At 59.6% G+C, this 20,091-nt stretch carries 19 protein-coding genes; 3 read left to right on the top strand and 16 right to left on the bottom strand.

The genetic code is table 11. From position 1 onward, the window contains the following. Window positions 1-82: 82 nt before the first annotated feature. The 3 genes from NA645_RS10335 to selD are packed head-to-tail and all read right to left on the bottom strand — an operon-like array spanning window position 83 to window position 2,513. Entirely contained in the window at window positions 83-361 is a 279-nt protein-coding gene (locus tag NA645_RS10335) for a hypothetical protein (RefSeq protein ID WP_256048717.1), read from the bottom strand. Then, window positions 358-1,479: a tRNA 2-selenouridine(34) synthase MnmH gene (gene mnmH, locus NA645_RS10330; RefSeq protein WP_256048716.1), complete on the bottom strand. Its 1,122-nt coding sequence runs from the start codon at window positions 1,477-1,479 to the stop codon at window positions 358-360. Before mnmH ends, NA645_RS10335 begins: the two co-directional genes overlap by 4 nt. Further along, the gene (gene selD / locus NA645_RS10325; protein WP_256048715.1) at window positions 1,479-2,513 is read right to left on the bottom strand and encodes a selenide, water dikinase SelD; all 1,035 of its coding nucleotides are present in this window, start codon (window positions 2,511-2,513) and stop codon (window positions 1,479-1,481) included. Before selD ends, mnmH begins: the two co-directional genes overlap by 1 nt. A gap of 166 nt (window positions 2,514-2,679) precedes the next feature. Here selD and NA645_RS10320 point away from each other — a divergent pair, with 166 nt between their 5' ends. After that, a complete protein-coding gene (locus NA645_RS10320) occupies window positions 2,680-3,666 on the top strand; it encodes a patatin-like phospholipase family protein (protein ID WP_256048714.1) in 987 nt (328 codons plus the stop codon). Between the two features lie 18 nt (window positions 3,667-3,684). On the opposite strand, the gene NA645_RS10315 is transcribed toward NA645_RS10320, so the two are convergent. The 8 genes from NA645_RS10315 to NA645_RS10280 form a co-directional block, all read right to left on the bottom strand. Continuing rightward, entirely contained in the window at window positions 3,685-4,776 is a 1,092-nt protein-coding gene (locus NA645_RS10315) for an AI-2E family transporter (RefSeq protein ID WP_256048713.1), read from the bottom strand. Between the two features lie 74 nt (window positions 4,777-4,850). Continuing rightward, entirely contained in the window at window positions 4,851-5,654 is an 804-nt protein-coding gene (locus NA645_RS10310) for a DUF4892 domain-containing protein (RefSeq protein WP_256048712.1), read from the bottom strand. Window positions 5,655-5,898: 244 nt separating this feature from the next. Further along, on the bottom strand, window positions 5,899-6,756 hold the full coding sequence (locus NA645_RS10305; RefSeq protein WP_256048711.1) for an alpha/beta hydrolase: 858 nt from the start codon (window positions 6,754-6,756) through the stop codon (window positions 5,899-5,901). Next, window positions 6,753-7,559 carry an alpha/beta fold hydrolase gene (locus NA645_RS10300; RefSeq protein WP_256048710.1) on the bottom strand — a complete coding sequence of 269 codons (807 nt, stop codon included), beginning with the start codon at window positions 7,557-7,559 and terminating at the stop codon, window positions 6,753-6,755. The genes NA645_RS10305 and NA645_RS10300 overlap by 4 nt, the downstream gene beginning before the upstream one ends. Window positions 7,560-7,663: 104 nt before the next feature. After that, complete coding sequence (locus NA645_RS10295) at window positions 7,664-8,119, bottom strand: hotdog fold thioesterase (RefSeq protein WP_131651529.1); 456 nt, start codon at window positions 8,117-8,119, stop codon at window positions 7,664-7,666. 64 nt (window positions 8,120-8,183) lie between these two features. Beyond that, on the bottom strand, window positions 8,184-8,642 hold the full coding sequence (sixA, locus tag NA645_RS10290) for a phosphohistidine phosphatase SixA (protein WP_256048709.1): 459 nt from the start codon (window positions 8,640-8,642) through the stop codon (window positions 8,184-8,186). Continuing rightward, window positions 8,639-8,977, bottom strand: coding sequence for a DUF4389 domain-containing protein (locus NA645_RS10285; RefSeq protein ID WP_256048708.1), 339 nt, complete (start codon window positions 8,975-8,977; stop codon window positions 8,639-8,641). The genes sixA and NA645_RS10285 overlap by 4 nt, the downstream gene beginning before the upstream one ends. A gap of 18 nt (window positions 8,978-8,995) precedes the next feature. After that, entirely contained in the window at window positions 8,996-10,018 is a 1,023-nt protein-coding gene (locus tag NA645_RS10280; protein ID WP_256048707.1) for an NAD(P)H-dependent glycerol-3-phosphate dehydrogenase, read from the bottom strand. A 414-nt stretch (window positions 10,019-10,432) separates the two neighbouring features. Between NA645_RS10280 and fabA the strand changes: the two genes are divergently transcribed. Continuing rightward, window positions 10,433-10,948: a 3-hydroxyacyl-[acyl-carrier-protein] dehydratase FabA gene (gene fabA / locus NA645_RS10275; protein ID WP_256048706.1), complete on the top strand. Its 516-nt coding sequence runs from the start codon at window positions 10,433-10,435 to the stop codon at window positions 10,946-10,948. A gap of 11 nt (window positions 10,949-10,959) precedes the next feature. Beyond that, a complete protein-coding gene (fabB, locus tag NA645_RS10270; protein WP_256048705.1) occupies window positions 10,960-12,177 on the top strand; it encodes a beta-ketoacyl-ACP synthase I in 1,218 nt (405 codons plus the stop codon). Window positions 12,178-12,284: 107 nt separating this feature from the next. On the opposite strand, the gene sstT is transcribed toward fabB, so the two are convergent. The 5 genes from sstT to NA645_RS10245 form a co-directional block, all read right to left on the bottom strand. After that, window positions 12,285-13,529, bottom strand: coding sequence for a serine/threonine transporter SstT (gene sstT, locus NA645_RS10265; protein WP_256048704.1), 1,245 nt, complete (start codon window positions 13,527-13,529; stop codon window positions 12,285-12,287). Window positions 13,530-13,722: 193 nt separating this feature from the next. After that, entirely contained in the window at window positions 13,723-15,348 is a 1,626-nt protein-coding gene (locus NA645_RS10260) for a methyl-accepting chemotaxis protein (RefSeq protein WP_256048703.1), read from the bottom strand. Between the two features lie 177 nt (window positions 15,349-15,525). After that, window positions 15,526-16,518, bottom strand: coding sequence for an amidohydrolase family protein (locus NA645_RS10255; RefSeq protein WP_256048847.1), 993 nt, complete (start codon window positions 16,516-16,518; stop codon window positions 15,526-15,528). A gap of 230 nt (window positions 16,519-16,748) precedes the next feature. Continuing rightward, window positions 16,749-18,656 carry a molecular chaperone HtpG gene (gene htpG, locus NA645_RS10250; protein ID WP_256048702.1) on the bottom strand — a complete coding sequence of 636 codons (1,908 nt, stop codon included), beginning with the start codon at window positions 18,654-18,656 and terminating at the stop codon, window positions 16,749-16,751. 152 nt (window positions 18,657-18,808) lie between these two features. Then, window positions 18,809-20,059, bottom strand: coding sequence for an MFS transporter (locus NA645_RS10245; protein ID WP_256048701.1), 1,251 nt, complete (start codon window positions 20,057-20,059; stop codon window positions 18,809-18,811). Window positions 20,060-20,091: the final 32 nt, after the last annotated feature.

Raw genomic sequence — 20,091 nt, 5'->3', positions numbered from 1 at the left:
ACTCGGCTCCGAAGCATAAGCTTCCTCGTAGGGCCGAACACGTTCGGCCCTACGACTTTCTTCCAGCGAGACGGTAACGGCACTAACGTCCCGCGCGCGACTCACGCAAGTAGAAACGAGCCTTCTTGGCCTTTTCAACGCAGCCCTGGAACGCCTCGAATTGCTGCTGGGTCTTGGCGCCAGTCAGCAGCGCCATTGCTTTGGAATAGCTCACGGTGCCGGCGAAACCTTCCGCTTCCGCTAGGCTCTGCTCTTCCCAGGCAGCGTTCAGCTGAGAGGCACAGTTATCTCGATAGGCGGTTTTCGCGGCGCAGCCTGTCAGGGCCAGCGCCAGTACGGTCAAACAGATCAGATTTTTCATCGTTGCATCTCTCCATTGTGCTTATCTGCGGCGCGTTCGCGCAGGAACTCGACCACGGCGTCCTGCTCGCCCGCAAACTCGATTCGGGAAGCCTTGCTCTCGCGCTGGTAGGCATACATGGGATCGTAATATTGCGTTAGCAATGCCTCGATCCAGCCGCGATGCAAATCGACCGAGCCGGTAGCGGCCTGCTCGGCAAGCGCCTGCGCCATAATCTCAGCCAGTTGCTTGTAGCTCTCGCCCCCGAGCCGCTTACTGATATTGACCAGACTTTGCCGTAAACGCTCGGCGAATGCTGTGAAGCCTTCCTCGCCTTCCTCAGCGATGAATTCGGCGCAGAGATCGATCACGTAGTCCTTGAGGATTCGCTCGACCCGCCCCTCGATACTGTCTTCCAGCCACACCAGAGGATAACGCTGCATGCCTTGGAACAGCGGCAAGGGGATCGAGCAGCGCCCTACCAGCCGCGCCTCGTCTTCGAGTACGAACTGCCTGACACCGGCGTGCTGCAGCTTCAGCAAGCGAATCGCCAAGGCGTTCTCGAAATCGATCTGCGCCGGTTGCGGCGTGGCGCGCTTGCCGAAACTCGAGCCTCGGTGATTGGCGATGTTTTCCAGGTCGACGCTGTGTTCCAGGCGTGCCAGCACTTCGGTCTTGCCGGTGCCGGTCATGCCACCCACCAGCACGAAGTCGTCGTGCGCCGCCGCGTGCTCAAGCGTATCGAGCAGAAAGTGGCGCATCGCCTTGTAGCCGCCGGTCACACGCGGATAGTCGATTCCCGCCTCGGTCTTGAGCCATTGCTGGACCAATTGCGAACGCAGCCCGCCACGGAAACAGTAGATGTAGCCCTGCGGATTGTTACGTGCGAAGTCGGCCCACGCCTGGATGCGCTCGGCCTTGATCGTCCCACTGACCAGGCGGTGACCGAGTTCGAGCGCCGCCTGCTGGCCGTGTTGCTTGTAGCAGGTGCCGACCTTCTGCCGCTCGACGTCGTCCATCAGCGGCAAATTGACCACGCCCGGGAAAGCACCCTTGGCAAACTCCACGGGCGCACGGGCATCCATCATCGGAACATCGTTGAGAAACAGTTCACGAAAGTTGTTGGTATCGCTGCGCATCAACAAACCTCGACCGCAAAGGCGCCGGCATCGACCAACTCGCCGATCGGTTCCAATGCCAGACCGAGCTCGGCCGCCACCGTGAGAAATTCCGCCTCGCCTTCGGGCGCCACCGCCACTAGCAGCCCACCACTGGTTTGAGGGTCGCAGAGCAGTTGCTTGTGCGCTTCATCGAGCGTGGCGATGCGGTCGCCATAACTTTCGAAGTTGCGCCCGGTGCCACCGGGAACGCAGCCCTGCTCCAGATAATACTCGACGCCCTCCAGACGCGGTACGCGGGCGTAATCGATGCGTGCGGTGACGCCGCTACCATCGGCCATTTCCACCAGATGCCCTAGCAGGCCGAAACCGGTGACGTCAGTCATGGCGCGAACGCCCGCGAGCTTGCCGAAGCGGCTGCCTGGCCTGTTGAGCGTGCACATCAGGTCACGCGCCCTGCCGACGTCTTCATCGCGCAGCTTGGCCTTCTTTTCCGCAGTGGTGAAGATGCCGATGCCCAGCGGCTTGGTCAGATAAAGCTTGCACCCGACCGACGCCGTATCGTTGCGCTTCATCTGGGTTTTGTTCACCAGACCGGTAACCGCCAGGCCGAAGATCGGCTCGGGCGCGTCGATCGAATGGCCGCCAGCCAGCGGAATTCCGGCCGCATCACAGACTGCTCGCCCTCCGGCGATCACTTCGCGGGCCACTTCCGGCGGAAGCAGGTTGACCGGCCAGCCGAGAATCGCAATGGCCATCAAGGGATCACCACCCATGGCATAGATGTCGCTGATGGCATTGGTGGCGGCAATGCGGCCGAAGTCGAACGGATCATCGACGATGGGCATGAAAAAATCGGTGGTCGACACCACACCGCGCTCTTCGTCGATGCCGTACACCGCGGCATCATCACGCGAGGCATTGCCCACCCACAGGCGCGGATCGAGATTCTGCGCGCCACTGCCGGCAAGGATCACATCCAGCACCTTGGGCGAAATCTTGCAGCCGCAGCCGGCACCATGGCTGTACTGAGTAAGGCGGATGGGTTCGCTCATCTGGAAAGTCCCTCATGACGCTGGCAAAACGGGCGCCGATTGTAGCAAAGGCCGGAGCCGCCTTCGCTGCGCCGCGATGGTGATGTTTTCGTTGCCACGCTTGGCTTTAACTTGAAGCTTGCGGCTCGAAGCTTGAAGCTATCGCCCCTGCCATAGGGAGAATTGCATGGGCAACAAGGTCGCACTGGTATTGGGGTCGGGTGGCGCGCGCGGTTATGCGCACATTGGCGTCATCGAGGAGCTCACCGCTCGGGGCTACGAAATCAGCTGTATCGCCGGCTGCTCGATGGGCGCGGTGGTTGGCGGGATCTACGCAGCGGGCAAGCTGGACGAGTACCGCAGCTGGGTCGAAAGCCTGGATTACCTGGACATGCTGCGCCTGGTCGATCCAAGTTTCAGTCTCGGGGCGATACGAGGTGAAAAGATCTTCGGACGTATTCGCGACATGCTGGGCTCGATCAACATCGAGGATCTGCCGATCCCCTTCACAGCCGTCGCCGCCGACCTGACCAACCAGCAGGAAATTTGGTTTCAGGAAGGCAACCTGGAGCAGGCGATGCGCGCCTCGGCAGCAATCCCGAGCCTGTTCACGCCGGTCATGCAGGGCAACCGGATGCTGGTCGACGGTGGCATCCTCAATCCGTTGCCGATCGTGCCGGTCGTTTCCGCCCACTGCGACATCATCATCGCGGTCAACCTCAACGCCAACAACCATCGGCAATACCCACTGCCGGAGGTAATCCGTCCGGGTCGCTTCGATGCGATGGTCAACTCTATCAGCTCGCACATTCCGTTCTGGCGCAGCAAGGGACTGGAAGAGCAACTTGCCGATCTTCAGGCTGCGGAAGAAGGCGATGGCACTCAGCCGCCGGCAGCGCCCGCCGGGCAGAGCGCACCGAAATCGGCAGAAGGATCGATGGTCGTGGATGTGGGTAGCCCAGCGTCCTTGCTGGAGCTTATCAACCAGAGCTTCGAGGTCATGCAATCCTCGTTGACGCAGTACAAGATCGCTGGTTATCCGCCGAACGTGCTGGTCAACATTCCCAAGCGCGCGTGCCGTTTCTATGAGTTCTACAAGGCGCCGGAGCTGATCAAGCTGGGCCAGATCGTCGCGCGAGACACGCTCGACAAGTACGAGGAGGAACAGCTTTAGTCGCCGCTGATCGTCCTTTCAGCGAGAGTGCGTCTGATCGAACCCACTGCCCGGCAGCTTTTCAGGGCTAGCGGCTTCCGGCACTTCCTTGATCAGCCAGTCACCCAACAGGCTGTAGGCAACCGCCAGCAGCGTCGGGCCTAGGAACAGGCCCATGAAACCGAACGCCAGTACGCCGCCAAACACTCCAAGCAGCACGACTACCAACGGCAGATTACCGCCCCGGCTGATCAGATAGGGCTTCAGCACGTTGTCTACGCCGCTGATGATGAACATGCCCCAGACACCGAGAAACACTGCCATACCGTACTGACCCTGCCAGATCAGCCAGGCCACCGCTGGCCCCCATACCAGTGGCGGGACCATCAGAAAGCTGAACGCGAACGTCAGCAGGCCGAGAATCAACGCGCCCGGTATGCCGGCAATGCTGAACCCCACATAAGCGAGAATCGCCTGGGCAGCGGCCGTACCGATCACACCGTTGACGACACGCTGTACCGTACCGGCTACCAACTCTAGGTAATGATCGGCACGGTCGCCAATCAACCGATGCAGCAGGCTGTGAATGAATGCCGCGAGTTTCGGTCCGTCGCGATAGAAGAAAAACACCAGCACCAGGCTGAGCGCCAGTTCCAGCATCCCACCGCCAATGCGTGCACTGCGCACCAGCAGCCAGTTGCCGACCTGGCCGATGTAGGGGCGAATGGTGGCAAAAAAGGCTGTGCCCTGTTCATCCAGGGTGTTCCATAGCCCTAACAAACGATCGCCTATCAGTGGGAATTCACCGAGCCATTCGGGTGGCGGTGGCAGGCCTTGCACCTGAAGGTTATGCACCAGAACGTTGGCCTCTCGAATGTGGTCGGCGATGTTAAAGCCCAACCACACCAGCGGCACCGCTACCAACACCATCCAGCCAAACGTCAGCAGCGTTGCGGCGAGAGTGGAGTTGCCCTTCAACCAGCGCGTCAGTACGCGCATGACTGGCCAACTCGCGAACGCCAGTACCGCAGCCCAGAACAGCGCGGAAGCAAACGGAGCCAGCACCCACACACAGGCACCGAGCAGTACCAGGAGCAGAATCTGCACCAGCAGACGATCGTTATTGAGCATCGGGTTACCTATCGAAAAAACGTGGCGCGAGCAAAGCGCACCGGGCAGTGCGCCATTGCAGTCTGAAACGCCCTTCAGCGCAACAGTTTGATTCGCAAGCCACTCTCTTCGGACACTTCGGCCTCCAGGCGTCGCGCCCGGATTCGCTCCTGCGTCAAGGCTTCATGCCACGCTGCCGCTCCCTCGCCTTCCAGTGCCACTCGCACGGTGCTGTCGAGCCGTAGCACATTGGCCAGCAGGGCGCCCCACTCCGCCGTGGGTTCTTGCGGCAACCGCGGCAGCCAGAGCTCGCCGTTACTCTTCAGTTGGCGCAACAACGTCGCCGGATTCGGCAGAATGACGGCAAGCGTCTCATCGGGACTGAACTGCTCCACTTGCAGATAAGGGCGGCCATTGCCACGGGTGATGCCATAAAGCGCCATGAAGCGATCGGAATCGCCAGGCAGGCGCGCCAGCAGATAGGCCTGTCGGGCATCAGGACCATAGAGCGTCGAGCGCTCGAATATCTCATTGGCCCATAGACTGCTCGATCCACACTCGCGCCCTTCGCACCAGAAGAGCAATTCGGCACCGCTCTCCAAAAGGCTATTGCGCGCCCGCTCGAATGCTTCGATACCGGTATGGACCGCCGGTAACAGGTACGTCACCGCCGTCAGATGGCCACTCGCCATAACCTGCTCACTCATCCGCAGGCGACCGCTGATGCGCCGAATCGAATCCAACGGGTAGGTCCGCTCCAGCACCGGCTGTTCCTTGAACGCCACGATCTGCGCCTGCGGATAGCGTGGCAGCGAATCGAAATCCCGGCTGCCAGGAAGGTCGGCAGCGCTCACCACACCGGCAAAAGCTCCCAACGTGAAAATCCATGCAGCTCGCATACCGGCCCTCAACGGATCGCACCGCCGGCTTCTAGACATTCGGGCGCGCTTCCGACAGCTGCGTGCAAAAAGACAGGCCGAGTTCATCGAGCACAACGGATACCGTGTGGCCTTGGGCTTGGTGTGTATGGAAGGCAATCATGGGTGGTCCCTGCTGAGGCGATTGCCCAGCCTCACCAGTTGGCAAAAGCAAGTCAAGCAAGGCTTTGCGACAGATTCTTGCGTAACTGCGCTACCGTCTGAGTCAAGACGCAAAGAAGGGATTGAAAACAGCCGAAACCGCTTCCGCACCGCCCTGATCATCCAGGTGCAGATGGTGCCCGCCCGGCAATCGATGCAGCGTGAACGGCAAGGATTCGCACAACTCAAGCGTTTCGGGCCGGGTCATCAGCCCCTGCTCCGCCAGGATCAGGCTGGCGGGACAGGTCACCCGCTGAGCGAATGCCAGCGCGTGCGCACGCGTCAGGCGCATTGGGGATGGCAACATGAGTCGGGCATCGGTGCGCCAGGTATAGCCACCCGGAACCGGCATCAACCCCCGCTGGGCAAGGCGCTCGGCCGCCTCCCGGCTGACCGCTCCGACACCTTTCATGCGTGCCGCGACAGCCTGTTCGAAAGTGGCATAGACCGGTTTGCGTTTCTCATTGACGGCGAGCAGCGCCTGCAACGATTCGCCGAGCTTCTGCGGCGCGGTGTCGGCCTCGCCGGTATAGGGAATCACCCCATCGATCAATGCCAGACGCTCGATTCGATCAGGCATGGCGCCAGCTAATAGCACCGACACGATCGCCCCCATCGAATGGCCCAGCAGGGAGAACTGCTGCCAGCCGAATTGCTCGGCAGTCTGCAGCACGTCGTGAGCGTAATCCCAGATGTTGTAGGCGGCGCCGACCGGACGATGATCGGAATGACCATGTCCCGGTAGGTCCAACGCGACGATACGGACGCCGTTCAGCAACGGCGCCAGACGGGAAAAGGTGGCGGCGTTGTCCAGCCAGCCGTGCAATGCAATGACGGGCCGGCCATCCTCTGGACCGTAGAGATGCGCCGCAACTTCGGTATGCGGCAGGCTCAGGCGAATCTCTTCGAACACAACAGTCATGCGGCACCTCTTCTATCCAGATCGCTCCAGCGGCTGAACAATTGTTTGAGTAAAGCGGCCGTGGCGCGAGGGTGCTCGAGCGGAAACATGTGTCCACCGGGCAGAGTATGCGACTCGCCGTGTGCAACCAGCCGAAGCAGATACGCATGATGCGGCAGCACCACCCGGCTTTGGCTGCCGCGCACCACGGCAAGCGGAATCTTCAGAGCATGCGGCCAGCCGGGCGTAACATGCGGCACGCTGCGGTAGATACGGATTTCCGTTTCGGGATCGAAGCGCAAACGCAACCCCTCGGCGGTTGGCTCCAGTCCATGTTCGACGTAGGCGTCCAGGCACTCGGGATCGAATGCACGAAACAACGTCTTGCTGGCGAAATATTCCCGCGCCTCATTCACGCAACTGAACGCCTCGCGGCGACCGACGGTACGACCCGCTGGAGTGAGCCGATCGATGAAGCCGAAACGCTTCGCCACCCAGATCAGGGTCTGATCGAACCAGGTCGTCATCGGCGAATCGAGCATGACAACCCCGCGGTAAAGCTCGGGACGTTGCAAGGCAGCGTGATAATGCAACATGCCTCCCAGCGAATGGCCGACACCCCAGACCGGCTCGTTCAGAGCTGTGAGCTGTTCGATGAGTTCCTGCACCAGGTTTTGCCAATTGTCATCCACCGGAAAGCGCGGATCATGGCCGTGCTGGTCAAGATGAGTAACGGTGTACTCCGGCGCCAAGGCGCCGAACAGCTTGCGATAGGTGCCCGAAGGAAAACCGTTGGCGTGCGCGAAGAAGATGCGTTGCGTCATGGGCTCGCTGCAATAAGTGAAAGACAGCTATTTTCTGGTCACCTTCCCCTTACGGCAAACGGCCTGAGCGGCAGAACCCAAGGCGGTCCTGCCAAACAAGGCATTTATGACGCTTCTGAGGGCCGAGGGCTCTTCTCACCCACCGGCACGACAGCTACGGTCAGCCGGGAAATGCAGCTGAGCTTGCCGTCATCGCCACTCAGACGGATATCCCAGACGTGGCTGGAGCGCCCCAGGTGAACAGGACGGCAGACCGCCGTGACGCGACCGCTGCGCAGCGCGCGGATGTGGTTGGCATTGACTTCGAGCCCAACGCAATAGAATCGGCTCGGATCGATACACTGGAAGCTGGCCATGGAGCCCACGGTTTCGGCGAGTACTACCGAGGCGCCGCCATGCAGCAAACCAAAGGGCTGATGGGTTCGTGAATCGACCACCATGCTCGCGGTAAGGGACTGGTCATCGACCGCTTCGAAACGAATGTCGAGCAGTTCGACGATGGTGTTCTGGCGGTTTGCATTGAATTGATCGAGGTCCGGGGGACGATGCCAAATGCTCAAGTGACGCTCTCCGTGGTTTTTATTCGAGGTATTCAGGGGTGACGTAGCGTGTAAACGCCTTGGTTCATTCGGGATGCCGCAGCCCGGCAAGGCGCATCGAGCCCGTCGCAAGATGATCACCTTCCAACTCGGCCAGACTGGCCGTGGCCATGGACAGCGGCGCATCGCGATGGCCACTGACCAGCCAACCGCCCAACACACCGACGAAGGGTTGGTGAGTCACGAGCAATAAATGCTGCTCGATGCGACGGTCGAGATAGAGCATGGCATCCTTCGGGTCGGACTCCGGCGTCAGCCAGGGCACCGTCTCGACCGCTCCGGTAAAGCCAAGCGTCTGACGGACGATCTCGGCGGTTTGCTGAGCTCGCTGGTACGGACTGACGAGGATGGCCTGAAGAGGTTGTCCCTGCAAATGACTGGCAGCATGCTCCACTTCAAGTTGGCCGGCCGCCGTCAGGTTGCGCTCCGCATCGGTACGGGCTCTGGGCTCGGCCTCGCCGTGGCGCAGTAGCCACAGCTTCATGGCTGCGGCTCCTGCTTCGGAGCCTCGGGCGCGACAGGCGATGCCGTTTCAATGTCAGCGGGACGCGGCTTGGGCCAATCCGACATCGGCCACGGCTTGCGATCGGTGTTGAACGTGCCGAAGCGACCTATTTGCGCCACGTACTGGCTGAGGCTGTCACCCAGCTCTTGCAGGCTCACGTTGACCTTACCGTTCAGCGCCCGCAGGACCATCTGCGCCACCACGACGACCAGCAGCACCAGCTCGGCCACTTGCCAGACAAAAAAGAAAAGCAGCATCCAGATTGCGCGCAAGATCAGCGACTCACGTTCCGCGCTACGTTGTGATGTGTTCATCCATACCTCCGGTGTCGTTCAGAAGCCATCGGTGGAGATGAAATCCACGTCTGTCTTCGGCTCGCCGCGCATCAGCAGCTCGATTACCTGTTCCAGCGTACGCCCCTCGAACAGAATGGCATGTAGCCCCGTGACCAGCGGCATATAGACCTGCAGCTCTTCGGCCTTGGTTTTCAATACCTTGATGGTGTTGACGCCCTCGGCAACCTCACCCAGGCGTGACACGGCCTGTTCGAGGCTCAGGCCCTCGCCAAGCGCATGGCCCACCTGAAAATTGCGGCTTTTCGACGAAGTGCAGGTGACGATCAGATCTCCGACGCCCGCCAGTCCAAGAAACGTCATGGGATTGGCTCCCAGCCGGACGGCAAAGCGCGTCATCTCGGCGAGCGCACGCGTGATCAGCATGCTACGTGTGTTTTCACCCATGCCGAGCGCGGCGGCCATACCGGCCATGATCGCGTAAACGTTCTTCAGCGCACCCCCGAGCTCCACCCCGAACCGATCGGCACTGGCATAGACGCGGAAGGTCCGCCCGTGCAAAGCCTGCTGCACGCATCGGCAGAGTTCCTCGTCGTGGCTGGCCACCACGGTCGCGGTCAGCGCATGCTCGGCCACTTCGCGAGCGAGATTCGGACCCGAGATCACACCGATTCGAGCCTGCGGTGAGATTTCCTCCAAGATCTGGCTCATCAGCATGAAGCCATTCGTCTCGATGCCCTTGGTCGTGCTGACCAGCATCTTGCCCGACAGCTGAGCGGCGAACGGCGTTAGCGCCTGGCGTAGCGCGCTGGACGGGAGCGCCACGAAGACCAGCGAGCAGTCCGCCAGCGTCTGTCCCAGATCAGTGACCGGACAGACCTGAGGAAGGATCGTCACGCCCTTGAGGTATCGAGGGTTCTGGCGCTGCGTGCGAATGCACTCGGCCTGTTCGGCATCGCGCATCCACAGGCGCACGCCGTGACCATTCTCGGCCAATAGATTCGCAATGGCGGTACCGAAGCTACCGCCGCCAAGCACCGCAATGGGTTGCTGTTCAGTCATGGGGTATCCGTTCTGAGCCACTCGGTGGCAGTGTCGGCATTATACGTAGCCGTCAGTGCGCAGCCAGTGCAAAGCCCAACGTCATTGGAATCATCAGGTTACAGTTTCCAGCGCTATATTGACCCGGCAAAAGCCGCCTTCTTCGGCCAGCCGAGACTATCGTCACGGCACATTGTTCATTGTCCAATCACGGACAGGACGTCACATGGTCGTTGTCATAGATCAGGAGTGTTAAAGTATCGGCCCGTTTCTACCATGGTCGTCTCATGAGTTGGTCGAAACGAGCGGTATCCTTGAGCTGTGACTTTCAGCGCAGGGTGACAGTCTATGACTAGTCTTTATGATCGGACTCTTCAATCTTGGGTCAGATAAAAAGCAGCAAGCCCTCCATAAAGGGACCATTGAGGAATACGCATGACCAAACAACAGGCCTTTACTCGGGAAGATTTGCTTCGTTGCAGCCGCGGCGAGCTTTTCGGGCCCGGTAATGCGCAACTGCCCGCGCCGAACATGCTGATGGTCGATCGCATCGTTCATATCAGCGAAGTGGGCGGCAAGTACGGCAAGGGCGAGTTGGTCGCCGAACTGGATATCAACCCTGAGCTCTGGTTCTTTGCCTGTCATTTCGAAGGCGATCCGGTCATGCCCGGCTGCCTGGGCCTTGACGCCATGTGGCAATTGGTCGGTTTTTACCTTGGATGGCAGGGCAACCCCGGCCGTGGTCGTGCGCTAGGTTCCGGCGAAGTGAAGTTCTTCGGCCAGGTCCTGCCGACCGCCAAGAAGGTCACCTATAACATTCATATCAAGCGCACCATCAGTCGCTCGTTGATCCTCGGCATCGCCGACGGCACCGTCAGCGTCGATGGCCGCGAGATCTACAGTGCCGAAGGTTTGCGCGTCGGCCTGTTTACCTCTACCGATAGCTTTTGAAGGACTTCCGCATGCGTCGCGTCGTGATCACCGGCCTGGGTATCGTTTCCTGCCTCGGCAATGACAAAGACACCGTTTCCGCCAACCTGCGCGCCAGCCGCCCTGGCATTCGATTCAACCAGGCCTATGCGGACATGGGTCTGCGCAGCCAGGTCTCGGGCTCAGTCGATCTGAACCTCGAAGAGCTGATCGACCGCAAGGTCCTGCGCTTCATGGGTGATGCGGCGGCTTATGCCTATCTGGCCATGCAGCAGGCATTGGAAGATTCTGGCCTCAGCGCCGATGACATTTCCAATCCGCGCATTGGCCTGATCGCCGGTTCCGGTGGCGCTTCGACCATCAACCAGATGGAAGCCATCGACATCCTGCGCGACAAGGGCGTCAAGCGCATCGGCCCATACCGCGTGCCGCGCACCATGAGCAGCACCGTGTCGGCCTGTCTGGCCACACCGTTCCGCATCAAGGGCATCAACTACTCCATCGCTTCGGCCTGCGCCACCAGCGCGCATTGCATCGGCGCGGCGATGGAACAGATCCAGATGGGCAAGCAGGACGTGATCTTCGCCGGCGGCGGTGAAGAAGAACACTACAGCCAGAGCTGCCTGTTCGACGCCATGGGCGCCCTCTCCAGCCAGTACAACGCCACACCGGAAAAAGCCTCGCGCGCCTACGACTCCAAGCGTGACGGCTTCGTGATCGCTGGCGGTGGCGGCATGGTGGTGGTCGAAGAACTGGAGCATGCGCTCAAGCGCGGCGCCAAGATCTACGCGGAAATCGTCGGTTACGGCGCCACGTCCGACGGCTATGACATGGTCGCCCCGAGCGGCGAAGGCGCGCTGCGCTGCATGCAGCAGGCGATGGCCACCGTCGAAGGCCCGATCGACTACCTCAACACCCATGGCACTTCCACGCCGGTGGGCGACGTGGCCGAGGCCAAGGCCGTGCGCAACATGTTCGGTGACAAGCTCCCGGCCATCAGCTCGACCAAGAGCCTGTCCGGCCACTCGCTGGGCGCCGCCGGCGTTCACGAAGCGATCTACTGCATGCTGATGATGCAGGGCAACTTCATCGCCGGCTCGGCGAATATCGACGAGCTGGACCCGGAAGTCGCCGATTTGCCGATCGTTCGCGAAACCCGCGAGAACGCACAGTTCGACACCGTGATGAGCAACAGCTTCGGCTTCGGCGGCACCAACGCCACCCTGGTGCTCAAGCGCTGGAAAGGCTGATCGTCCGAACAGCCGCAGTAACGAAAACGCCCCGATCAGCGAGCTGATCGGGGCGTTTTCGTTTGAGCTTCAAAGCTTCAAGCTGAGGTAAATCGCAGGAAGTCGGTTTAGCTCAAGCCTTCGTCCGTCACTGCGACTGTATCGCCATGAGCCATACAGGACGCCGCTGTAAACAGCACATCAGTGGATGAATTCAGCGCGGTTTCAGCCGAGTCCTGCACCACACCGATGATGAATCCAACCGCAACCACCTGCATGGCCATATCGTTGGATATTCCGAACAGACTGCAAGCTAGCGGAATCAACAACAGCGAGCCGCCAGCCACGCCGGAAGCACCGCAAGCGCAGATGGAGGCGAGCAGACTGAGCAGAATGGCGGTAGGAATATCTACAACGACACCCAGTGTATTGACTGCGGCGAGGGTCAGCACCGTGATGGTGATGGCTGCCCCGCCCATGTTGATGGTCGCGCCCAGCGGAATCGACACCGAGTAGGTGTCCTTATGCAACCCGAGACGCTCGCACAGCTGCATGTTGACTGGGATGTTCGCCGCAGAACTGCGCGTGAAGAACGCAGTGATGCCACTTTCACGCAGACAGGTGAAGACCAGCGGATAGGGATTCTTGCGAATCTGCCAGAATACGATCAACGGATTCACTACCAGCGCCATGAACAGCATGCTGCCAACGAGAACCAGTAGCAGTTTCAGGTAGCCAGTCAGCGTCGAGAACCCGGACTCGGCAAGCGTTCCGGCTACCAGACCGAAGATGCCCAACGGCGCAAAGCGGATCACCACCTTGACGATCAGCGTCACACCTTCCGATATATCGGTTATCAGGTCACGCGTGCTGTCACGCGCATGGCGGAAGGCAAATCCGAGACCTATGGCCCATGCCAGAATGCCGATGAAGTTCCCTTCGATAAGTGCCCGTACCGGGTTGTCCACTACGTTGAACATCAGCGTTTGCAGCACCGCGCCAACGCCCGAGGGCGGCACCACATCGTTCGCCTGGCTGGTCAATATCAGAGTCGTTGGAAACAATGCACTGGCTGTCACCGCTACCACAGCGGCGCTCAAGGTACCCAAGGCATAGAGAATCAGAATCGGCCGAATATGCGTCGGCTGACCGCGTTTATGGTTGGCCAGCGATGCTGTCACCAGCACAAACACCAAGATCGGGGCGACAGCCTTCAACCCAGACACGAACAGATCACCCAGCAAGCTGACCGACTTTGCCGCTTGCGGAAACAACCAGGCCAGCAGACAACCGGCGATAAGCCCGACAACGATCTGCGTCACCAGACTGACGCGGTTATAAGCTCTGAAAAGGCGGGTTGATAGGTTGGACATCACAGAGTCTCGGCGTAAGAGGCTGGAGCGAACCCAAGGCTTTCCCGGCAATGGAGCAGGCGAAGGTTCGAATAAAAACGCCGAATAGTACGCATCCTACGCCCATATGCCCAGCATTGAGACGAACCGAGGGCTGCCACGGAAGCGGCTGCGATACAGCGACGCCCCGGCGGACCGGGGCGTCGCAACTCCGTCAAATCCGGAAACGCGCAACCATCTCGTTCAATCGGATAGCCAGCTGCGACAGCTCCTGGCTCGCTGCGCTGGTCTGATTGGCGCCCGCCGAGGACTGCAATGACAGGTCACGGATGTTGATCAGATTGCGGTCGACCTCACGCGCCACCTGGGCCTGTTCCTCCGAAGCGCTGGCGATGACTAGATTGCGCTCGCTGATCTGGCTGATGGCCCTGGTGATGTCCTCAAGCGCCTCACCTGCAGTGCGAGCGACGTCGAGCGTGCTGCGTGCCCGTTCGTTACTGGCCTGCATGGCTTGAACGGCCTTATCGGTGCCCTGATGCACGTCACCGATCATTTGCTCGATCTCTTGAGTGGACTGCTGAGTACGATGCGCCAGCGCCCTCACTTCATCCGCAACGACGGCAAACCCGCGCCCGGCCTCGCCAGCGCGCGCCGCTTCGATGGCTGCGTTGAGCGCCAGCAAATTGGTCTGCTCGGCGATCGAACGGATCACATCCAGCACCTTGCTGATGTCTCGAACCTGGCCTGCCAGTTGCTCGACCTGGCTGGCCGTGGTGGTGACATCAGCCGCCAGCAAACCGATGGATTCAACTGTTTTGATCACCTGTCCACGGCCATGCTGCGCAGTCTTGTCCGACTCATGCGAAGCTTCTGACGTTGCCACCGCATTGCGGGCGACCTCGTCCACTGCCGCAGTCATTTCATTCACAGCAGTAGCGGCCTGCTCGATCTCGTGATTCTGCTGATGCAGACCGCGAGTTGAGTCTTCGGTCACGGTGTTGAGCTCTTCCGCCGCTGAAGCGAGCTGATTGGACGAATCGGAAATGCCCTGAATGGTGTTACGCAAGCTTGCCTGCATCGCCTTGAGTGCAGCCAGCAGGCGCGCCGGCTCGTCGTTGCCCTCGATAAGGAAATCTCGAGTGAGATCACCCGAGGCGACGGCTTCAGCCACCTCGACAGCTTGCCTCAAAGGCCGAACGATACTTCGGGTAAACAGAACAGCCAGCGCCACGGTGACCAGCGCAGCCATGACAATGGTGATGATCACCCAGTTGAAGGCCGTTTCGTACGCAGCAAGCGCGCGGCCTGCAGCGCGCCCCGCCTCTTTCTCATTGATCTGCTGAAGGTCGGTCAACGCCTTGGTCATTGCATCGGCGTGGGCATTGATAGAGCCGTTCATGACCTGCAGGGCTTGTTCCCGCTCGCGCTTGCTTGCGTAATCGACCACCTTTGCCTGCTCAACCATATAAAGGCTTCGAGCCGCCTTGAACCGTTCATAAGCGGATTTCTCTTCCGCTGTGGTCAACAGCCGCTCATAGTCGGCCTGCATCGAACGAACATCACCGGAGAGCTTGTCGAGTGTCTGCCGTGTCGCGCTAAGCGCTTCGCTGCTGTCTAGCGTGACCATGCGGATAGTGAGCGCCCGCGTGCGCTGCATGCCGATATCAAGACCACCCAAACTGATGAGGCTCGGCAGCCAGACCTGATCCACTTGGCTGGATTCCTTGCGCATATCAGCCATCTGCTTCAATGCAAACAGGCCAAGCGCCAAAACCATGAAACCAATCAGGCCGAAGCCAATGGCCGAGCGGATGGAGATATTCAAACGTCGAATAGACATGGGGCTCACTACTCCAAAAGGAAGCGCTGCAGCATCGCAGCGGACATCTCAATATCGGAGCCCGATCGATAAGCTTGAAAAATTGACGTCAGAAAAACACCTGAAGAGAACAGAACACGACCAGCGGTTGCTAGCGCCAGCGTTCTGCGACCATTGGTGCTCGGATTCACTCGCGGCTCAGCGAATTTCAGCCTGTCGCTTGCGAGGCAGAACATCGAGAAAGTTGTCACGCGCAACCTTGCGAGCGACCGACTCGGGCAAAGCATCCAGAAACGAGTCGAAAGCACGCATCCCCTCACCCAATTTGTCAAACCGACCGACTACATCGGAACCCAGCATGAAGCGCGTGGGATGGCGTTCGAGCAAGTCCAGCCAGTCCCTGTCTGGCTGACCAGACTCATTCATGAGATAGGGATTGAGCATCGTCCAGGAGAGATCGATGTAAAGGTTTGGATAGTCATTCAGCAACCGCGTGACCGTCTCCAAAAGAAAATCGAGCTTTTCCTGATGACGGTGCAGCTCCATGCTCGTCCCCGCGTGCGCCCAAATAAAGCGGGTATGAGGGTGATTACGCAGCGCCTCTTCCAGCTCACCCAGATACAGCGGGTTACGCTCACGTTTGGAGGTGATATTGGAGTGCAGCATCACGGGCAGATCGTATTCGGCGGCCAAATGATAGACACGCGTCAGCGCTTCATTGTTGGCGCGAGGTGTATCGCCTTCGGTCAAGGCAGTGACGTCGTCGTGCCGCGTGAATATTTCTCCCAGCCCCTGCCAGAGGCCCGGATCGAGTTCGAGCATCCGCCGTATATGCGCATCGGCATTCTTGTCGTTGGGATTGAAGCCCGAGAGAAACGGATGGAAACGGCGTCGCTGCTCGTCGCTCAGCTCTTTCAGGGCCGCGGCAACCACCACATCGGTCGCGCTGTACCAATAAACCGGCGCATCGTCGCCAGCATAGTAACGAGGCCGCTTGGGTTCGTTTTCGTGCCACTTTTTGGCAACAGGGATGCCGCTGATCATCACATGGTCGATATCACCGGCGTCCATGGCCTTGAGCAACTTTGCCATGCCGTCGCTTTCCTGGAAGAAATCAACGAAATGCAGATGCGAGTCGCTGTAGCGATAGTCCCGCGCTTGAACCGGTGCGATCGAGGCGACCAGACACATCGCGACAAAACAGTTTCGTAAGTTGAACAACCAATGACCTCCTGACAGCCAAGCGGATAGACCGCCTTACCACGTGGCGGTTCAGTAGCAGAATGCGGTTTGGCTCGGGTGTCGGTCATGCCCTAGGGATCGGCCAGCCCGCTTATGACAGAGAGCGTCCGAAAAAGCAGGCACAGGCCTGAACGCAAAAGGCCCGTCAATGACGGGCCTTCCAGACGCCTATGTGTAACTTAGGCTGAAAGCTCAACCAGCAGCTTATTCAACCGTTGCACGTAGCTGGCTGGGTCCTTGAGGCTGTCACCGGCGGCCAGCGCGGCTTGATCGAAGAGAATATGCGACAGGTCGGCGAAGCGATCCTCGTCCGGCTCTGCGTCCAGCTTCTCGATCAATGGATGCTGCGGATTGATCTCGAAGATCGGCTTGGACTCCGGCACTTTCTGCCCGCTGGCCTCGAGAATCTGGCGCATCTGCAGCCCCAGATCCTGCTCGCCAATCGCGAGAATCGCTGGCGAGTCGGTCAGACGGTGCGATACACGTACCTCAGCGACGGCATCACCTAGCGCGCCCTTGAGACGTTCGACCAGCCCCTCCTTCGCTTTGGCGACTTCTTCCTGAGCCTTCTTGTCCTCCTCCGAGTCCAGCTTGCCCAAATCGAGATCGCCACGCGCGACATCTACGAACTGCTTGCCATCGAATTCGGTGAGGTAGCTCATCAGCCACTCATCGATACGATCGGTGAGCAGCAGCACTTCGATGCCCTTCTTGCGGAAGACTTCCAGATGCGGGCTGCTCTTGACCTGGGCGTAGGATTCACCGGTCAGGAAGTAGACCTTGTCCTGCCCTTCCTTCACGCGGCCCAGGTAATCGGCCAACGACACGCTCTGCTCACCAGAAGCGTCATGGGTCGAAGCGAAACGCAGGAGACCGGCGATCTTCTCCTTGTTGGCGAAGTCTTCCGCTGGTCCTTCCTTGAGCACCTGGCCGAACTGCTTCCAGAAGTTCTTGTAGTCCTCTGGCTTGTCCTTGGCCAACTTATCGAGCATGTCCAGGACGCGCTTGGTCAGTGCCGATTTCATCGAGTCGATAACCGGATCTTTCTGCAAAATTTCCCGCGAAACGTTCAGCGACAGATCGTTGGAGTCGACCACGCCCTTGATGAAACGCAGGTACAGCGGCAGGAATTCATCGGCCTGATCCATGATGAATACACGCTGCACATAAAGCTTGAGCCCCTTGGGCGCTTCGCGCTGGTACAGGTCAAAGGGTGCTCGGCCCGGCACGTAGAGCAGCGAGGTGTATTCCAGCTTGCCCTCGACCTTGTTGTGACTCCAGGCCAGCGGGTTCTCGAAATCGTGGCCGACGTGCTTGTAGAACTCCTGGTATTCCTCGTCCTTCACCTCGGTGCGTGGACGAGTCCAGAGCGCGCTGGCGCGGTTGACGGTTTCCCACTCGGGCTCGGCCGGTTTGTCCTTCTCCTCGCCATGGAATTCTTTGGGTAATTCGATCGGCAGCGCAATGTGGTCGGAGTACTTCTTGATGATGTTGCGCAGACGCCAGCCATCGGCGAACTCTTCGTCGCCCGACTTGAGGTGCAGAACGATACGGGTTCCGCGCTCGGCTTTCTCGATGGTGGCGACCTCGAAATCACCCTCACCCTTTGACGACCAGTACACGCCCTCTTCGGCCGGTGTGCCGGCACGACGGCTGAACACTTCGACCTGATCAGCAACGATGAATGCAGAATAGAAACCCACCCCGAACTGACCGATCAGATGCGAATCCTTTTTCTGATCGCCCGTGAGGCGCTTCATGAAATCTGCGGTACCGGACTTGGCAATGGTACCCAGATGGGTGATGACGTCATCGCGATTCATGCCGATGCCGTTATCCTCGAGGGTAACGGTCTTGGCGTCCTTGTCGAACGTGACGCGGATCTTCAGCTCGGCACCGCCTTCGAGCAGCTCCGGCTTGGCCAGCGCTTCGAAACGCAATTTGTCGGCGGCATCGGACGCGTTGGAAATCAGCTCGCGGAGGAAGATTTCCTTGTTCGAATACAGTGAATGGATCATCAGGTGAAGCAGTTGCTTCACCTCGGTCTGGAAGCCCAGGGTTTCTTTGTTTTGAGTTTCCACACTCATCGTCTTGCAAACTCCACATCGTCAATGGCAGGGACCGCAATTGCGGCAATGACAAGCAGATGGGGGCTGGGTGCGGAAAATCAAGTGCGTCGAGCGGCAGGCGCTACTTCAGTTCGAAGCCGAACCGCCAGACAGATGCAGGCAATCCGATCCTACGGCTCAAGCAGTTCGAGCAGGACGATATCGTTCGGCGCCAGATTGTAGATAGCCTCTCCAGGCCCTTCCAGAATCCGCCGAATTGCCAGGTTTCCGTCTCGATCGACACCGACGAACCGCCCTTCCGCCACCCCGCCGCGTTCCGTATGTGCCCGCATCTGAAGATGTTCATAGCGCGCTGGGTTACGCAGTAACCGCTCGAGGGAAAACCGCTGCCGGCGATCGGTGCGAGGCAATGGTGTGCTGTCCGTAAGCACTTCCGACTGGATTGCCGCCACCTTGGGTTGTGTTTCGACTTCTAAGGGTAGAGGTGGATAATCGTCGTTTTCGACCGCCCAGCCTCGTTCATCCTTACGAACATTCAGCTCGAAACGGTCGGTCGTCCCCTTCACCTCTGCTTGCACAGAGATAACCAGGGCCGAGGCCGGAAAGCTGACGGGCGCAAGCGATTCGATGGTTACGGTGGGCGTCTGGAAACGTCTCTGCAGGTAATCCTTGGCCAGATAAGTGAGCGTATCGGCCGAGTCGTGAGTCAGATCGACCTGACCCGAGCGATAACGAAGCTCGTCCGTGAAAAGCTCGACATGGCCGCTGATACTGGTGCGGTAGTACGCTGGCAGAACCAGGTGAAAGCCGCCGGCCAGCCTGTTCGGTGGTACCGGTTGCAGATCGAGATGCAGGGTGTAGCCGCTCTTGATCGTGCGCGCTTCCGGTAGCGCCTGCTCCGGACGCATCCAGTTGATCTCGATTTCGGGCATCGGATTGGCATCCTGGGGCAGCACATCGACCTGCAACGCGCCCGTCGGAACGGCACCCAGGCGAATGATGATCTCCTGCAACGCGAACAGACCATCGCCCTCCCGCAGCGTCAGCACACCATCCATGAGCGTGCCGGAGCGGGGATTGAACGGGCGCCCATCAAGCTGGCCACGCAGTTGGATGGCCAGGTCATGGCTCTGCGCGTGTTCATCCGGCTCAAGCCATTTGAGGCTGACAATTGCCGCGATTCGTTCCGGCTCATGATTGGCGAGCAGTGTGAACCCGACAACCAGAGGTATGAATCCCAACCCTGAGAGGCCGATGGCCTTTCGAGCGACCCTCCAGTGTCGAATCACGTAGAGCAGAGTGATCGGCGGAAGCAGGCTTCCAACACCCCACAGCAAGCCCGTGCCAAAGGCCAGAACGATCAACCAGACGATACCCGCTACTATCAGCAGCAGCCCGCCCAGTATTAGCAGCGCATCCATTCAACACCCTTCATACATCTATAGTGGCAACC

Origin of the sequence: Stutzerimonas stutzeri (assembly GCF_024448955.1) — a bacterium.
Classification (GTDB): Bacteria; Pseudomonadota; Gammaproteobacteria; order Pseudomonadales; family Pseudomonadaceae; genus Stutzerimonas; species Stutzerimonas stutzeri_AQ.
This window is presented reverse-complemented; position numbering and strand designations above follow the sequence as displayed.

Coding starts and splice junctions, on each gene's coding strand:
- fabB (WP_256048705.1), top strand. CDS start 10,960: ATGCGTCGCGTCGTGATCACCGGCCTGGGTATCGTTTCCTGCCTCGGC.
- NA645_RS10300 (WP_256048710.1), bottom strand. CDS start 7,559: ATGACGCAACGCATCTTCTTCGCGCACGCCAACGGTTTTCCTTCGGGC.
- htpG (WP_256048702.1), bottom strand. CDS start 18,656: ATGAGTGTGGAAACTCAAAACAAAGAAACCCTGGGCTTCCAGACCGAG.
- NA645_RS10260 (WP_256048703.1), bottom strand. CDS start 15,348: ATGTCTATTCGACGTTTGAATATCTCCATCCGCTCGGCCATTGGCTTC.
- NA645_RS10255 (WP_256048847.1), bottom strand. CDS start 16,518: ATGTGTCTGGTCGCCTCGATCGCACCGGTTCAAGCGCGGGACTATCGC.
- NA645_RS10285 (WP_256048708.1), bottom strand. CDS start 8,977: ATGAACACATCACAACGTAGCGCGGAACGTGAGTCGCTGATCTTGCGC.
- NA645_RS10320 (WP_256048714.1), top strand. CDS start 2,680: ATGGGCAACAAGGTCGCACTGGTATTGGGGTCGGGTGGCGCGCGCGGT.
- NA645_RS10245 (WP_256048701.1), bottom strand. CDS start 20,059: ATGGATGCGCTGCTAATACTGGGCGGGCTGCTGCTGATAGTAGCGGGT.
- mnmH (WP_256048716.1), bottom strand. CDS start 1,479: ATGCGCAGCGATACCAACAACTTTCGTGAACTGTTTCTCAACGATGTT.
- NA645_RS10310 (WP_256048712.1), bottom strand. CDS start 5,654: ATGCGAGCTGCATGGATTTTCACGTTGGGAGCTTTTGCCGGTGTGGTG.
- sixA (WP_256048709.1), bottom strand. CDS start 8,642: ATGAAGCTGTGGCTACTGCGCCACGGCGAGGCCGAGCCCAGAGCCCGT.
- NA645_RS10315 (WP_256048713.1), bottom strand. CDS start 4,776: ATGCTCAATAACGATCGTCTGCTGGTGCAGATTCTGCTCCTGGTACTG.
- selD (WP_256048715.1), bottom strand. CDS start 2,513: ATGAGCGAACCCATCCGCCTTACTCAGTACAGCCATGGTGCCGGCTGC.
- NA645_RS10280 (WP_256048707.1), bottom strand. CDS start 10,018: ATGACTGAACAGCAACCCATTGCGGTGCTTGGCGGCGGTAGCTTCGGT.
- NA645_RS10335 (WP_256048717.1), bottom strand. CDS start 361: ATGAAAAATCTGATCTGTTTGACCGTACTGGCGCTGGCCCTGACAGGC.
- NA645_RS10305 (WP_256048711.1), bottom strand. CDS start 6,756: ATGACTGTTGTGTTCGAAGAGATTCGCCTGAGCCTGCCGCATACCGAA.
- fabA (WP_256048706.1), top strand. CDS start 10,433: ATGACCAAACAACAGGCCTTTACTCGGGAAGATTTGCTTCGTTGCAGC.
- sstT (WP_256048704.1), bottom strand. CDS start 13,529: ATGTCCAACCTATCAACCCGCCTTTTCAGAGCTTATAACCGCGTCAGT.